Source organism: Leisingera sp. ANG-S5 (genome assembly GCF_000813925.1).
Taxonomy (GTDB): Bacteria; Pseudomonadota; Alphaproteobacteria; order Rhodobacterales; family Rhodobacteraceae; genus Leisingera.
Map to the genome: position 1 here is coordinate 425,894 of NZ_JWLH01000005.1, position 13,807 is coordinate 439,700.

Consider the following 13,807-nt stretch of genomic DNA (forward strand, 5'->3'; position numbering starts at 1 on the left):
AAAGGGCGGGTCCGTTTGGACCCGCTCTTTGCTTTAGTTCGCAGCTTCCTTGAGCTTGTAGAGCACTTCAAGTGCTTCCCTGGGAGAAAGCTCGTCCGGGTGAATGCTGGCGAGGAGCTCTTCGGTCGGCGAGGGCCCTGCCGGTGCCTTGGGCTGTGGTGGCGGGGCGGCTGCGAACAACGGCAGGTCGTCGATCTGGATCTTGGACCCGCCTTCGCGGCTGCCTTGCTCCAGCATGTCGAGGACGTCGCGGGCTCGGGCGACAACAGATGCAGGCAGGCCGGCGAGCTGGGCCACTTGAACGCCATAAGAGCGGTCAGCGGCGCCCTTGCGCACCTCATGCAGGAAGATCACTTCGCCCTCCCATTCCTTGACTGCTACGGTGGCGTTCTCAACACCTTCCAGTTTGGCGGCAAGCTGGGTCAGCTCGTGGTAGTGGGTGGCAAAGAGTGCACGGGAGCGGTTCACCTCGTGCAGATGCTCCAGTGTCGCCCAGGCAATCGACAGGCCGTCATAGGTGGCAGTGCCGCGGCCGATTTCATCGAGAATGACCAGAGCGCGGTCATCTGCCTGGTTCAGAATCGCGGCGGTCTCGACCATTTCCACCATGAATGTGGAGCGGCCGCGGGCCAGATCATCAGAGGCACCGACGCGGCTGAACAGCTGGCTGACAAGGCCGATATGTGCGGCCTCGGCCGGGACAAAGCTGCCCATTTGGGCGAGCAGGGCTATCAATGCGTTCTGACGCAGGAAGGTCGATTTACCGGCCATATTGGGACCGGTCAGAAGCCAGACGGCAGCACCGTCCTGCGCAGTCAGATCGCAGTCGTTGGCGACGAAAGCTTCTCCGCCTTGCTGGCGCAGGGCCTGTTCCACAACCGGGTGACGGCCGCCTTCCACGTCAAACGCACGGCTGTTGTCGACCTTGGGGCGGATCCAGTTTTCGCCGCGTGCCAGATCGGCCAGTGCCGTCAGCAAGTCCAGTTCTGCCAGTCCCCGCGCAGCAGTGTTGAGGCGCGGGGCATTGTCCAGAATGGCGCCAGAAAGCCTTGCATAGAGCCTTTTTTCGATCTCTAGCGCCAAGTTGCCCGCGTTGAGAATACGGGTTTCGATCTCACTCAGCTCCACCGTGGTGAACCGGACCTGGTTTGCTGTGGTCTGGCGGTGAATGTAGGTCTCGTTGAGGGGTGGCGACATCATCTTGTCCGCGTGGGTCGCGGTGGTTTCAATGAAGTAGCCCAGCACGTTGTTGTGCTTGATCTTCAGCGAGGCGACGCCGGTGTGCTCTGCGTATTGCTTTTGCATTGACGCGATTACCGATCGGCCCTCGTCGCGCAGAGTGCGGGCCTCGTCCAGCTCAGGGTCATAGCCGGCTGCAATGAAGCCGCCATCGCGGGCCTGCAGCGGTGGTTCTGCTACAAGGGCAGCGTCAAGCAGCGATACCAGATCATCGAACCCTTGCAGATTGGATATGGCGCCGGATATCAGGTCCGGCAGATCCAAACCAGTGCAGAGGTCCGCGATTACTTCTGCCTGTGACAAACCGTTTCGGATGGCGGCCAGATCGCGAGGGCCGCCGCGTTCCAGCGCGAGACGCGAGAGCGCACGGTCAAGGTCCGGTGTCTTGCGCAGTGCAGCGCGCAGGTCTTCGGCTTTGCGCGTAGTTTCAACAGCAAAGTCGAGGGCGGTCAGCCGCTGATGAATGGTGTCCAGATTGCGCGATGGGCTGGACAGCCGCTGTTCCAGCAAGCGGGCGCCGCCGGGGGTGACGGTCCGGTCTACGACAGACAGAAGAGAACCGGCCCGGCCGCCGGATAAGGACCGGGTCAGTTCCAGATTGCGGCGAGTGGCGGCGTCGATTTGAACCACCCGGTCCTGTGCCTCTTGCTGGGGGGGCTGCAGCAGCGGCAGTTTGCCCTTCTGGGTGATCTCCAGATAGTCGATCAGTGCGCCCATTGCGGAAACTTCAGCGCGGGTGAAGGTGCCAAAGCCGTCCAGAGCGCTGACGCTGAACAGGGTGCAGATGCGCTTTTCCGCAGCGGTGCTGTCAAAGCTTGATTTGCCCAGCGGGGTCAGCGGGATCTTGTATTCATCGGCCAGCGGGCGGGCGGCCTCGTAGGCTGGGCCATCTGCAACAATCAGCTCTGAGGGCGCGAGGCGGGCCAGCTCTGGAGACAGGCGCACCCGTGCAACCGGCATCACGTGAAATGCGCCGGTGGAGATATCGGCCCAGGCCAGCGCAGCCTCATCGCGCAGTTCGGAGTAGGAAACCAGGAAGTTGTGACGGCGGGCTTCCAGCAGGGAATCCTCGGTCAGGGTACCTGGGGTCACCAGTCGAACCACATCTCGCTTCACAACAGATTTGGAGCCGCGTTTTTTGGCTTCGGCTGGGCTTTCCAGCTGTTCACCTACCGCAACGCGGAATCCCTTGCGGATCAGAGTCAGTAGATACCCTTCGGCTGCATGCACCGGCACACCGCACATCGGGATGTCTTCACCGTTGTGCTTGCCGCGTTTGGTCAGTGCGATGTCTAACGCTTCGGCTGCGTTGACGGCGTCCTCAAAGAACATTTCGTAGAAGTCGCCCATCCGGTAGAAAAGCAGCGCATCCGCATGCGCTTCCTTGATCTCGAGATACTGCGCCATCATGGGCGTTATGGTCATTGGAGGTCCCCCGGGGTCGTCTTTGCAAGACATCTACAATGGGGGCGGAGCGAGGAAAACCCGGATATGGCTGCCGCCAGCGCGCCAGCGGCAGCCTGCTGTCAGTAGAGATTGCGCAGAGTGTCAGGCATCGTGTTGACGATGGAGAGCGAGAGGGTGCTCAGCTGTTGCTGTGCTTGCAACGCCAGCATTTTGGTTGCAGCTTCCTCCATGTTGGTGTCGAGCATGGAGCTGACACCGCGGGTGAGCGCATCAGATTGCTTGCTGACATAGTCGCCCTGGCCAGCCAGCTGATTGGCACTCGACCCCAAAGCCGCCGAGCCTTCGATTGCGTAGGCAAGAAAGCCTTCGATTTCACTCAAAGCAGTCAGGGCGCTGGCACCGTCAGTGATTGTTGTCCGGCTGCCGAGATCGAAAAGCGGGCTGCCTTCGAAGTCGACGCCATCAACGCTGAGGGTGCTGAGGCTGCCGTCGCTGGAAATCGCTGACGGTACTGTCAGCCCAGTGCCGCCGGCCCCGTCGACATCGGTTTTCAGCAGGTTCACCCCGTTGAAGCCGGAAGACGAGATGATCGAATTGATCTGCTCGGTCTTCTTTGCCATGGCCGCTTCATATTTGCTGAAGTCGCCCATTCCGCTGCTGGCCATGATTGCAAGTGACCGCATTTCAGTCAGGGTTTCGGTGATCTGCTCTGCCCCGGCTGAGGCAACCGCCACGGTAGCTTCGCCCAGCGACAATGAGTCCGACACCGAGCGTAAGCCGGAAATATCCGAGTTCATCAGCTCGGAAATTGCCCAGAGGGCCGCGTTATCTTGTGCTGAGTTAATGGTCTGACCGGTGGAAATGCTGTCTTGCGTTTGATTGAGCTGAGAATTGACTCCGCCCAATGTCTGCAAGGCCACCATCGCACCGGAATTGTTGTGGAAGCTTATCATTCCTCACTTTTCCTTTGATCCTATGCCCTTTGCGGGCGGACAAACGCCGTTCTGGCCCTTGCTTGCAGGCCTCTGAATTCCTGGCCATAGCGCCACCTGGGAGGCAGGTGCGCGTTAATACCTATTAAGAAATTACAGCATTCCGCGGTCTGCTTTGAGGCGAAAACCTGACGGAATCTATCGTCTTTTAGCCGCTTTTTTCTAAAATCTGGCGATACAGATTCTTGAAACCGCGGATTGAGGGGCGCCGTGGGCTGGGCTAAGACGGTCCGCGACGAGGAGAGGACACGTAATTAAATGCCCAAGAACAAGATCACCGATGAAGAAGCCCTGGCGTTCCACCTGGAGCCGTCTCCGGGTAAGTGGGAGATCAATGCCACCGTCCCGATGACCACACAGCGGGATCTGTCGCTGGCTTACTCTCCGGGCGTAGCGGTGCCTTGTGAAGCGATCGCCGAAAATCCAGAGACAGCCTATGATTATACCAACAAAGGTAACCTGGTTGCGGTGATCTCCAACGGCACGGCTGTTTTGGGTCTGGGCAACCTCGGCGCACTGGGCTCCAAGCCGGTGATGGAAGGCAAATCCGTCCTGTTCAAACGGTTCGCTGACGTCAACTCAATCGACATCGAGCTGGACACCGAGGACCCGAACAAGTTCATCGAAGCGGTCAAGCTGATGGGCCCGACGTTTGGCGGCATCAATCTGGAAGATATCAAGGCACCCGAATGTTTCATCATTGAGCAGAAGCTCAAGGAAGAGATGGACATTCCGGTGTTCCACGACGACCAGCATGGCACCGCGGTGATCTGCGCAGCGGGTCTGATCAACGCGCTGCATCTGTCGGGCAAGAAGATCGAGGATGTGAAGATCGTCCTCAATGGCGCCGGCGCGGCGGGTATTGCCTGTATCGAACTGCTGAAGGCAATGGGTGCACGGCATGAGAATTGCATCGTCTGCGACACCAAGGGGGTCATTTACCAGGGCCGCACCGAGGGGATGAACCAGTGGAAGTCGGCGCATGCGATCAGCACCGATCTGCGTACCCTGGAAGAAGCCATGCGCGGAGCCGATGTGTTCCTTGGCGTTTCGGTCAAAGGCGCGGTGACCCAGGAGATGGTGGCCTCCATGGCCGACAACCCGGTGATTTTCGCCATGGCAAACCCGGATCCGGAGATTACACCGGAAGAGGCGCATGAAGTGCGGGTGGATGCCATCGTTGCCACTGGCCGGTCGGATTACCCGAACCAGGTCAACAACGTTCTTGGCTTCCCGTATCTGTTCCGCGGCGCACTGGATATTCATGCCCGCGCCATCAATGATGAGATGAAGATTGCCTGCGCCCATGCGCTTGCGGCGCTGGCGCGTGAGGATGTGCCGGACGAGGTGGCGCTGGCCTATGGCAAGTCGTTGACCTTTGGCCGCGATTACATCATTCCGACTCCGTTTGATCCGCGGCTGATCCACCGGATTCCGCCGGCTGTGGCCAAGGCAGGTATGGATACCGGCGCGGCGCGGCGCCCCATCGTGGACATGGATGCCTATGAGGTTGGCCTGAAATCTCGCATGGACCCGACAGCGTCGATCCTGCGCGGCCTGAACGCCCGTGCGCGCTCCGCCCAGTCGCGAATGATCTTTGCTGAGGGTGACGATCCCCGGGCGCTGCGGGCCGCGGTTATGTACCAGCGCTCCGGTTTCGGTAAATCGTTGGTTGTGGGCCGCCAGGAAGACGTGCGCGTCAAGCTGGAAAAAGCCGGACTTGGCGATGCGGTGCGTGAACTGGAGATTATCAACGCTGCCAACACGCCGCATTTCGAGGCATACAAGGATTTCCTGTATAACCGCCTGCAACGCAAAGGGTTTGACCGTAAGGATATCCACCGCCTGGTTGGCCGCGACCGGCATGTGTTCTCCAGCTTGATGCTGGCGCACGGGCATGGTGATGGCCTGGTTACCGGCGCAACTCGCAAGTCGGCGCATGTTCTGGACCGGATCAACCATGTGTTTGATGCCGATGCCGACCACGGTGTGGCTGGTGTGACCGCGCTGCTGCACAAGGGCCGGATCGTGCTGATCGGCGACACGCTGGTGCACGAATGGCCGGATGAAAACCACCTGGCCAACATCGCAGAGCGCGCCGCCGTGGTTGCCCGTCACATGGGGCTTGAACCGCGGGTGGCCTTTGTCAGCTTTTCCACCTTCGGCTATCCGGTTTCGGAGCGTGCTGAAAAGATGCATGTCGCGCCGACTGTTCTGGACCAGCGCGGGGTGGATTTCGAGTATGAAGGCGAGATGACCGTGGACGTGGCATTGAATGAGCGCGCGCAGCGGTATTACCCGTTCCAGCGCCTGACCGGTCCTGCCAATATCCTGATCGTTCCGGCCCGACACTCGGCTTCGATCTCGGTCAAGCTGATGCAGGAGATGGGCGGTGCCACCGTGATCGGTCCGATTCTGTCCGGTATCGACAAGCCGATCCAGATCTGCTCGACCACCTCCACGACCAATGACATTCTGAACATGGCGGTGCTGGCGGCCTGCAATATCGGGTGATCTGACATGGCGATCTGGAATCTCGGCTCTATCAATGCGGACATGGTTTATAGCATGCCGCATCTGCCGGCGGCGGGGGAAACCCTTGCCGCCCGCGGCCTTGACCGTTTCCTTGGCGGTAAAGGTGCCAACATGTCTGTTGCTGCCACTCGCGCCGGCAGTGACGTGTACCATATCGGTGCTGTGGGGCCTGACGGTGAATGGGCGGTGGAGCGTCTTAAGGAGTATGGGGTCGGCATCGGCCACATTGTCCAGACGGACACTCCAACCGGGCATGCCATCATTGCGGTGGAACCTGAGGGAGAAAACCAGATCATCCTGTTCCCCGGTGCCAACCGGGCGCTGAGTCTAAAGCAGGTAGAGAAGGCTCTGTCCATGGCGAAGTCTGGTGACATTCTTGTCATGCAGAACGAAACCAGCATGCAGGCAGAGGCGGCGCAGCTGGGCCGCCTCAAAGGGTTGCGCGTCTGCTACGCTGCCGCTCCGTTTGATGCAGACGCTGTGCAGTCGGTCCTTCCATACTTGGATTTCCTGATTTTGAATGAGGTCGAAGCGCAGCAGCTTCAGCAAGCCACGGGAAAGGAACCTGGGGCGTTGGGCATCACGGATGTGATCATTACCCTGGGTGCCAAGGGTGCGCGGCATATTAACGGGGAGACGGGCGCTGTCAGTGACGTGCCAGCCTTGCCGGTCACGCCGGTTGATACAACCGGCGCCGGCGATACCTTTACCGGCTACGTTCTGTCTGGTCTGGATCTGGGGCTGACAGTGGCAGAGGCAATGGCGCAAGCCAGCCGCGCGGGGGCTCTTATGGTCACACGGCACGGTACGGCTGATGTCATCCCTACCTTGGCGGAACTACAAGCCGCCCGGTTCTGAAACCGGACGGCTCCGGCTCAATGCCCTTTGGCAAAGGGCGCAGTATCACCCCACAGCTGGATTACTCTTGCGTCGCGACCGCAGGCCTGGCGGTAGCGTTTGTAAGCCTCCGCCTGACGCTTGGGACCAAACCGGGTGAATACCAGACTGTCGCCCTTGTAGTAGTCCTGATGGTAATCTTCAGCCTGAAAAAAGGTCTTGGATGAGAGTATTGGGGTCACAATCTTCTGCCCCAACGCCTGCTGAGCCTGTGCCTTTGTTTGTTCGGCTAGGGACCTTTCTTCGCCGTTAGAAACAAATACTGCGGTGCGGTAGCTGTCGCCACGGTCGCAGAACTGGCCTCCAGGGTCGGTGGGGTCTACTGAGCGGAAGAACAAGTTTATTAGGTGCCCGCGAGAGACTTTTGCGGGATCGAAGACGATTTGCACTGCCTCATAGTGGCCGGTGCCGCCTTTGGTGACATCTTTATAGGTGGGGCTTACCGTAGTGCCACCAGTATAGCCGGATATTGCTTCAACCACACCCGGCACGCTTTCGAAATCGCTTTCCACGCACCAGAAGCAGCCGCCAGCAACGGTCAGAGTTTCTGTGGACTGCGCTTGAACCGGAATACCATGCGCGGCGAACCCGGCAGCAATCAGACCGCTCAGAACCAGGGGTTTAATCTTCTCCAGAACTCGCATTCCCGACTCCTTGAATTGCTTGGGGCCAGACTGCCGGCTGCAGTGGGTTCTCTCAACCCGGCAAGTCAGGATTTCACGGACTGGTGACAGCACGTTATCGTTTGGATTCCGGATCCAGTATCAATAACGTGCCGGCCAAGGAGGACCCCATGACCGAAAAGATGAGCACCCACCAGGCCGAAGAAGATCAGCGCAACGAAGAGATCCTGATTTATCTGAACGGTGAAATTGTGCCCAAGGCCGACGCCAAGGTCAGTGTATATGACAGCGGTTTCATGCTGGGTGACGGCGTGTGGGAAGGGTTGCGCCTGTATAACGGCACCTGGGCCTTCATGGATGAGCATTTGGACCGGCTGTTCGAGGCGGCCAAGGCCATTGATCTGGACATTGGCCTGGACCGAAATGGTGTCAAAAATGCTGTGTTGGAGACTCAAAAAGCCAATGGAATGACGACCAATGCTCACGCCCGGCTGATGGTGACGCGCGGCGTGAAAACCCGGCCGTTCCAGCATCCTTCACTGTCGCGCCAGGGGCCGACGATGGCCATTATCATGGAGCACTCCCGCCCCAATCTTCCGCGCCCGATCAAACTGGCGACGGTGCCGCATCTCCGCGGGCTGCCGATGACCCAGGATCCCAAGCTCAACTCCCACTCCAAGCTGAACTGCATCCTCGCCTGTATCGCGGCAGAGAAGGCCGGCGCGGATGAGGCGCTGATGCTGGATGTGAATGGCTTTGTGAACACCACCAACGCGTGCAACTTCTTCATCGTGCGCAAGGGGGAGGTTTGGACTTCCACTGGTGACTACTGCATGAACGGCATCACCCGGCAAAAGGTGATTGATCTCTGCCGTGCAAACAGCATTCCGGTCTACGAGCGGAACTACTCTTTGGTGGATACTTATGGCGCAGACGAGGCCTTTCTCACAGGGACTTTTGGTGCCCAAACCCCGGTCGGCAGCATAGATGGCAGGCAAATCGGCAGCGGCCAGATGGGACCGATGACTGAACGTATTCGCGGCCTTTACAAGGCGCTGATCGAGAAGGAGTGCGCCTGATGCGGATTGCCATGTGGTCCGGGCCAAGGAACCTGTCGACGGCGATGATGTATGCCTTTGGCAACCGCGGCGACTGCGCCGTGGTGGATGAGCCGTTTTATGCAGCCTATCTGGCGATGACCGGACTCGATCACCCTATGCGTGCGGAAATTCTGGAAAGCCAGCCGCAGGACCCTGAAACCGTGGCGCAGGCATTGCTGGGAGCGGTGCCGGCGGCCAAGCCGTTTTACTACCAGAAGCACATGACGCAGCACATGATTCCTGGGGTTCCGAGGGAATGGATGCGGGAGGTCACCAACGTCTTCCTGATCCGCCACCCGGCACGGGTGATCGCCTCATATGCCGCAAAGAGGGAAAACCCGGTTCTGGAAGACATCGGCTTTCGCCAGCAGGCGGAGCTGTTTGATTTGGTGCGAAGCTGGGGGCAGGTGCCGGTTGTGGTGGACAGCCATGACATCCGCGAGGATCCGGCCGCCAAGCTGGAACAACTGTGTGAGATGATCGGGATGCCCTATTCACCAAAGATGCTGAGCTGGCCCAAAGGCGGCCACAGGGATGACGGTGTCTGGGCGGCGCATTGGTACGGCGCTGTCTGGACTTCCACCGGATTCGCCGGCCCTGAAGGCCCTTTGCCGGAGGTGCCGGAGGTATTGCAGCCGGTCCTGCAGGCGGCGATACCCTACTATGAACAAATGAAGGCTGCAAAGATCTGACTTGCCGAGAGGGGTGCCCGGCGCCCCTGCGGCGCGCAGCCCGGGAAACTTGCGGCCAGCAAAGCTGATCAGCTGATCAGCTTGCTCAGTTTCATGGCAACGCCAATATCTCCGGAAACCTTGATCTTGCCCATCATGACAGCGGTCATCGGATTGAGGTTTCCGTTCAGCAGCTTTTTCAGGTTTTCAGCCGACAGCCGCAGCGTGCAATCTGTTTCACGGTCGTCTGTGCCGGCGCTTCCCTCCGACAGGACAATCACACCGTCCGGTCCGCAATCGAACTTCAGCGACCCGTCGAAACTCTTCCCGGCCAGACCGTCCCGGATTCCTGCCGCAATATCGTCCAATGCCATCTTCTTCTCCCTCGCTTAGCGAGAGGGTTAGGCAGAGGGATAAATCCGGGCAAGATTGACCGCGGGAGAGGCGGAAGGATTACGCCGCGGCAAGTGCGGCCTTGGTCAGCGGGCAGGGCTGGCCGCCGTAGAAAGCATCCAGAACCTGCTGGAATTCCACCGGTGCGCCGGGGACCGCGGCAAACAGCGTCATTGAGGAGCGCAGTTTCTTGGCATCAATTCCACCGAGGATCTGCTCGGCATCCTTGTCCTGATGAGACAGCATCAGTTGGCTGACCTCGACCAGGCGCGCGCGCAGTATCTCATGGTTCAAATAGGCCGTGGCTTCAGCCTGATCTTCGATCCCGTAGAGCTGGGCCAAGTGGGAGCGGCCAAGTTCGGCAAGCTGGGGAAAGACGAACCACATCCAGTGGCTCGTCTTCTGTCCTGCAGAGAGTTCACTCAGGACATCCGCCCATACGGTGTCCTGAGCTTCGACGAACATATCCAGCTCTTCCGCGAAATCGTCCTCGAATTCGCCGTCTATGTCGTCGTATTCGCTCACTTTTTGATCCGGCGCTCGCGGGCGGCCAGCAGTTTGAGACGCAGCGCGTTCAGCTGGATGAAGCCTGCGGCGTCTTTCTGGTCATAGGCGCCGGCGTCTTCCTCAAAGGTCACATGCGCCTCGGAGTAGAGCGAGTTTTCGGACCAGCGGCCGACGGTGTTCACCGAACCTTTGTAGAGCTTCACGCGCACGGTGCCGGAGACATGTTTCTGGCTGGCGTCGATGGCTGCTTGCAGCATTTCGCGCTCGGGGCTGTACCAGAAGCCATTGTAGATCAGCTCTGCGTACTGCGGCATCAGCTGGTCCTTAAGGTGCATCGCGCCGCGGTCCATGGTGATGGATTCGATACCGCGGTGGGCTTCCAGCATGATGGTGCCGCCCGGGGTTTCGTAGATGCCGCGGGACTTCATGCCGACGAACCGTCCTTCGACCAGGTCAAGGCGGCCGATGCCGTGCTTGCGGCCGTACTCATTTAGCGCGGTCAGGATGGTTGCCGGGCTCATTGCTTCGCCATTGATGGCAACCGGGTCACCCTTTTCAAAGGTGATCTCGATGAATTCCGGGGTGTCCGGCGCCTCTTCGGGGTGAACAGTGCGCTGGTAGACGTAATCGGGCGCCATTTCCGCCGGATCCTCCAGCACTTTACCCTCAGACGAGGTGTGCAGCAGGTTGGCGTCGACGGAGAAGGGAGCCTCACCACGCTTGTCCTTGGCGATCGGGATCTGGTGCGCCTCGGCAAACTCCAGCAGTTTGGTGCGCGAGGACAGGTCCCATTCACGCCAGGGTGCGATCACTTTGATGTCCGGGTTCAGCGCATAGGCCGCCAGTTCGAAACGGACCTGGTCGTTGCCTTTGCCGGTGGCGCCGTGGGCAACGGCATCTGCACCAGTGGCTTCGGCGATCTCAACCAGGCGCTTGGAGATCAGCGGGCGCGCAATGGAGGTGCCCAGCAGGTATAGACCCTCGTAAACCGCATTGGCGCGGAACATCGGGAAGACGAAGTCGCGGACGAATTCCTCGCGCACATCTTCGATGAAGATGTTTTCCGGCTTGATGCCCAGCATTTCCGCTTTCTTGCGGGCGGGCTCCAGTTCCTCACCCTGGCCGAGGTCGGCGGTGAAGGTGACAACTTCGCAGCCGTATTCGGTCTGCAGCCATTTCAGGATGATCGAGGTGTCGAGGCCGCCGGAATAGGCGAGCACAACTTTCTTGGGCGCGGACATGGAATTCCCTCTCAGGTCAGAACGCCTGCGGCGTAGCGGGTTTTGGCCGCAAGGGCAAGGTTTTCCGGGGTTTCACACTAGGCCTGCTGCAACTAAGGTCCGCGCCTGACGCGATTTTCAAACCGGAGCGGATTTTTATGAAACCTTGGGCGTTGTTCAGTCATTCCGTAGGAATGCTTGTACGTAACTTTGGGGACTTGCTTAAGGTGTTTCTTGTACCAGTACTTCTGATTGTGGTGATCTTTTCGGCGTTTCTCGAACTGTCCGGGTTACCGGATTTCCTGCAGTCGGGCACGGTATCGGTCTTACCGGAGAGTGCCACCCAAAACGGGCTCCCGCTTTTAGTTGTGTTTGTAACCCTTTTTATTGGAATTTGGAGTGTGGTTGCCTGGCACCGATTTGTTTTGCTTGAAGAGTAACCAGAAAGCTGGGTACCGCGAGTACAGGGAGACAGGATAATGGCCTACTTCGGTAGGTCGATACAGATCGTCCTCGTACTCATCTGTATGATGATTCCGCTGCTCTTGATTGTTATGCTAACAACGTCTGTCCTAAGTTTCGCTGTGCCAGCCGTGATGGAGCTGATTGACTTACCTCTGGCAATCTTACTCACGTACTTGGTTCTTAGGCTTTCAGTGCTTTTGCCGGCAGCGGCGCTGGGCGCCAAATTTGAGGTTGGCGACGCTTGGCGCTCGACCAAAAATGCCTTTGGGGATCTTTTGGGGCTGGCAGCCATTCTTGTCGCCGCTCAATTTGCTGGTCAGTTTGTTGTGGACTCCCTGTCAGAATTACCGATTCTGAATTTAGTATCCGCACTTGTCGTATCTGCCGCTCTTGCACTGGTGAATATCAGCATTCTAACAACACTTTACGGTCATTACGTAGAAGGCCGCCCCATCTAAACCCCGGTATTCTTATGTATGCTTCGCACGCGCCTCTTGCCTTAGTGGCGGGCATACGCCACTGAAGAATACATGAGCGATTTCAAGATCCAGGCCCGCGTCGCTGAACAGGCGATGCGCGATGTGTTTCCCGCAACGCCGCTGCAGCGCAATGTGCATCTTTCCGAACGGTTTGGCGCCGACATCTACCTCAAGCGCGAGGATCTGAGCCCGGTCCGATCCTACAAGATCCGCGGTGCGATGAACGCGATGCGCAAGCAGCCGGACCAGGAGCTGTTTGTCTGTGCCTCTGCTGGTAACCATGCGCAGGGGGTGGCCTTCATGTGCCGCCACATGGGTAAGCGCGGGGTGATCTTCATGCCCGTCACCACGCCGCAGCAAAAGATCCAGAAGACCCGGATGTTCGGTGGCGACAATATCGAAATCCATCTGGTCGGCGACTACTTCGATGTGTGCCTGGCTGCCGCACAGGAATGGTGCGCCCAGGAGGGCGGGCATTTCCTGTCGCCGTTTGACGACGCCGATGTGATCGAAGGTCAGGCCTCCATTGCGGTGGAGATCGAAGAGCAACTGGGTAAGGCACCGGATCATGTATTGCTGCCAGTCGGAGGCGGTGGCATGTCGGCGGGCGTTTCTTCGTGGTTTGGCGAAGAGGTCCACAGCCTGTTTGTTGAACCTGACGGTGGCGCTTGCCTGCGCGCTGCCTTGGCGGCGGGAAAGCCGGTGCCGCTGGACACGGTCGATACCTTTGTCGATGGCGCCGCGGTAGGACGGATCGGCGAACTGCCTTATGATATTTTGAAGGACGTGCCTTTGCCTGATGTGCTGGCAATTTCCGAAGACAGGATCTGCGCCACTATCATCGAGATGCTGAATGTAGAAGGAATCGTTCTGGAGCCTGCCGGTGCGCTGTCAGTTGAGGCTCTGCAAGATGTGCGCTCATGGATTCGGGGCAAAACCGTTGTTTGCGTTACATCCGGCGGAAATTTTGATTTTGAGCGGCTGCCCGAGGTCAAGGAACGTGCGCAGCGCTATTCTGGAGTGAAGAAATACTTCATTCTGCGGCTGCCGCAGCGGCCCGGCGCGTTGAAGGAATTCCTCGGGATTCTGGGCCCGGAAGACGACATTGCCCGCTTTGAATATATGAAGAAGTCAGCCCGCAATTTCGGTTCTGTTCTGATCGGGATCGAAACAAAACGGCCGGAGAATTTTGAGCAGTTGTTTGCGCGCCTGGATGCTGCCGGGATGACTTTCACGGATATCACCCAGGATGAGACACTCGCGCAGTTCGTGATCTGAC

The 13,807-nt window shown here is 58.8% G+C and carries 13 protein-coding genes; 7 read left to right on the forward strand and 6 right to left on the reverse strand.

Going from position 1 to position 13,807, the window contains the following annotated elements:
* Positions 1–33: 33 nt before the first annotated feature.
* Together mutS and RA25_RS10375 are read right to left on the reverse strand one after the other, a co-directional pair.
* The gene (mutS, locus tag RA25_RS10370) at positions 34–2,664 is read right to left on the reverse strand and encodes a DNA mismatch repair protein MutS (protein ID WP_039172044.1); all 2,631 of its coding nucleotides are present in this window, start codon (positions 2,662–2,664) and stop codon (positions 34–36) included.
* Positions 2,665–2,765: 101 nt separating this feature from the next.
* Positions 2,766–3,599, reverse strand: coding sequence for a flagellin (locus RA25_RS10375; protein ID WP_039172046.1), 834 nt, complete (start codon positions 3,597–3,599; stop codon positions 2,766–2,768).
* A gap of 297 nt (positions 3,600–3,896) precedes the next feature.
* On the opposite strand from RA25_RS10375, the gene RA25_RS10380 reads away from it, so the two are divergent.
* Both RA25_RS10380 and RA25_RS10385 read left to right on the forward strand, forming a co-directional pair.
* Positions 3,897–6,152, forward strand: a complete 2,256-nt coding sequence (locus RA25_RS10380; RefSeq protein ID WP_039172048.1) for an NADP-dependent malic enzyme — start codon at positions 3,897–3,899, stop codon at positions 6,150–6,152.
* 6 nt (positions 6,153–6,158) lie between these two features.
* A complete protein-coding gene (locus tag RA25_RS10385) occupies positions 6,159–7,031 on the forward strand; it encodes a ribokinase (protein WP_039172051.1) in 873 nt (290 codons plus the stop codon).
* Positions 7,032–7,048: 17 nt separating this feature from the next.
* On the opposite strand, the gene msrA is transcribed toward RA25_RS10385, so the two are convergent.
* Complete coding sequence (gene msrA / locus RA25_RS10390) at positions 7,049–7,714, reverse strand: peptide-methionine (S)-S-oxide reductase MsrA (RefSeq protein WP_019295300.1); 666 nt, start codon at positions 7,712–7,714, stop codon at positions 7,049–7,051.
* 149 nt (positions 7,715–7,863) lie between these two features.
* Between msrA and RA25_RS10395 the strand changes: the two genes are divergently transcribed.
* Both RA25_RS10395 and RA25_RS10400 read left to right on the forward strand, forming a co-directional pair.
* Positions 7,864–8,772: a D-amino acid aminotransferase gene (locus RA25_RS10395; RefSeq protein WP_039172053.1), complete on the forward strand. Its 909-nt coding sequence runs from the start codon at positions 7,864–7,866 to the stop codon at positions 8,770–8,772.
* Positions 8,772–9,485 (forward strand): sulfotransferase-like domain-containing protein, encoded by a 714-nt coding sequence (locus RA25_RS10400; protein ID WP_039172056.1) that lies wholly within the window; start codon positions 8,772–8,774, stop codon positions 9,483–9,485. Before RA25_RS10395 ends, RA25_RS10400 begins: the two co-directional genes overlap by 1 nt.
* Positions 9,486–9,553: 68 nt before the next feature.
* On the opposite strand, the gene RA25_RS10405 is transcribed toward RA25_RS10400, so the two are convergent.
* The 3 genes from RA25_RS10405 to RA25_RS10415 form a co-directional block, all read right to left on the reverse strand.
* Complete coding sequence (locus RA25_RS10405) at positions 9,554–9,838, reverse strand: SCP2 sterol-binding domain-containing protein (protein ID WP_019295297.1); 285 nt, start codon at positions 9,836–9,838, stop codon at positions 9,554–9,556.
* A 79-nt stretch (positions 9,839–9,917) separates the two neighbouring features.
* Positions 9,918–10,382 carry a DUF1810 domain-containing protein gene (locus tag RA25_RS10410; protein ID WP_039172058.1) on the reverse strand — a complete coding sequence of 155 codons (465 nt, stop codon included), beginning with the start codon at positions 10,380–10,382 and terminating at the stop codon, positions 9,918–9,920.
* Entirely contained in the window at positions 10,379–11,605 is a 1,227-nt protein-coding gene (locus RA25_RS10415) for an argininosuccinate synthase (protein ID WP_019295295.1), read from the reverse strand. Before RA25_RS10415 ends, RA25_RS10410 begins: the two co-directional genes overlap by 4 nt.
* 137 nt (positions 11,606–11,742) lie before the next feature.
* On the opposite strand from RA25_RS10415, the gene RA25_RS23095 reads away from it, so the two are divergent.
* The 3 genes from RA25_RS23095 (at position 11,743) to ilvA (ending at position 13,806) form a co-directional block, all read left to right on the forward strand.
* Positions 11,743–12,024 (forward strand): hypothetical protein, encoded by a 282-nt coding sequence (locus RA25_RS23095; protein WP_206539685.1) that lies wholly within the window; start codon positions 11,743–11,745, stop codon positions 12,022–12,024.
* Positions 12,025–12,063: 39 nt separating this feature from the next.
* Positions 12,064–12,507 (forward strand): hypothetical protein, encoded by a 444-nt coding sequence (locus RA25_RS10425; protein WP_039172063.1) that lies wholly within the window; start codon positions 12,064–12,066, stop codon positions 12,505–12,507.
* Positions 12,508–12,579: 72 nt separating this feature from the next.
* The gene (gene ilvA / locus RA25_RS10430) at positions 12,580–13,806 is read left to right on the forward strand and encodes a threonine ammonia-lyase IlvA (protein ID WP_039172065.1); all 1,227 of its coding nucleotides are present in this window, start codon (positions 12,580–12,582) and stop codon (positions 13,804–13,806) included.
* Position 13,807 lies beyond the last annotated feature (1 nt).

Bases quoted from the DNA above. Each gene is read 5' to 3' on its own strand.
- RA25_RS10400 (WP_039172056.1), top strand. From the start codon at position 8,772: ATGCGGATTGCCATGTGGTCCGGGCCAAGGAACCTGTCGACGGCGATG.
- RA25_RS10380 (WP_039172048.1), top strand. From the start codon at position 3,897: ATGCCCAAGAACAAGATCACCGATGAAGAAGCCCTGGCGTTCCACCTG.
- ilvA (WP_039172065.1), top strand. From the start codon at position 12,580: ATGAGCGATTTCAAGATCCAGGCCCGCGTCGCTGAACAGGCGATGCGC.
- msrA (WP_019295300.1), bottom strand. From the start codon at position 7,714: ATGCGAGTTCTGGAGAAGATTAAACCCCTGGTTCTGAGCGGTCTGATT.
- RA25_RS10405 (WP_019295297.1), bottom strand. From the start codon at position 9,838: ATGGCATTGGACGATATTGCGGCAGGAATCCGGGACGGTCTGGCCGGG.
- RA25_RS10395 (WP_039172053.1), top strand. From the start codon at position 7,864: ATGACCGAAAAGATGAGCACCCACCAGGCCGAAGAAGATCAGCGCAAC.
- RA25_RS23095 (WP_206539685.1), top strand. From the start codon at position 11,743: ATGAAACCTTGGGCGTTGTTCAGTCATTCCGTAGGAATGCTTGTACGT.
- RA25_RS10375 (WP_039172046.1), bottom strand. From the start codon at position 3,599: ATGATAAGCTTCCACAACAATTCCGGTGCGATGGTGGCCTTGCAGACA.
- RA25_RS10385 (WP_039172051.1), top strand. From the start codon at position 6,159: ATGGCGATCTGGAATCTCGGCTCTATCAATGCGGACATGGTTTATAGC.
- RA25_RS10415 (WP_019295295.1), bottom strand. From the start codon at position 11,605: ATGTCCGCGCCCAAGAAAGTTGTGCTCGCCTATTCCGGCGGCCTCGAC.
- mutS (WP_039172044.1), bottom strand. From the start codon at position 2,664: ATGACCATAACGCCCATGATGGCGCAGTATCTCGAGATCAAGGAAGCG.
- RA25_RS10425 (WP_039172063.1), top strand. From the start codon at position 12,064: ATGGCCTACTTCGGTAGGTCGATACAGATCGTCCTCGTACTCATCTGT.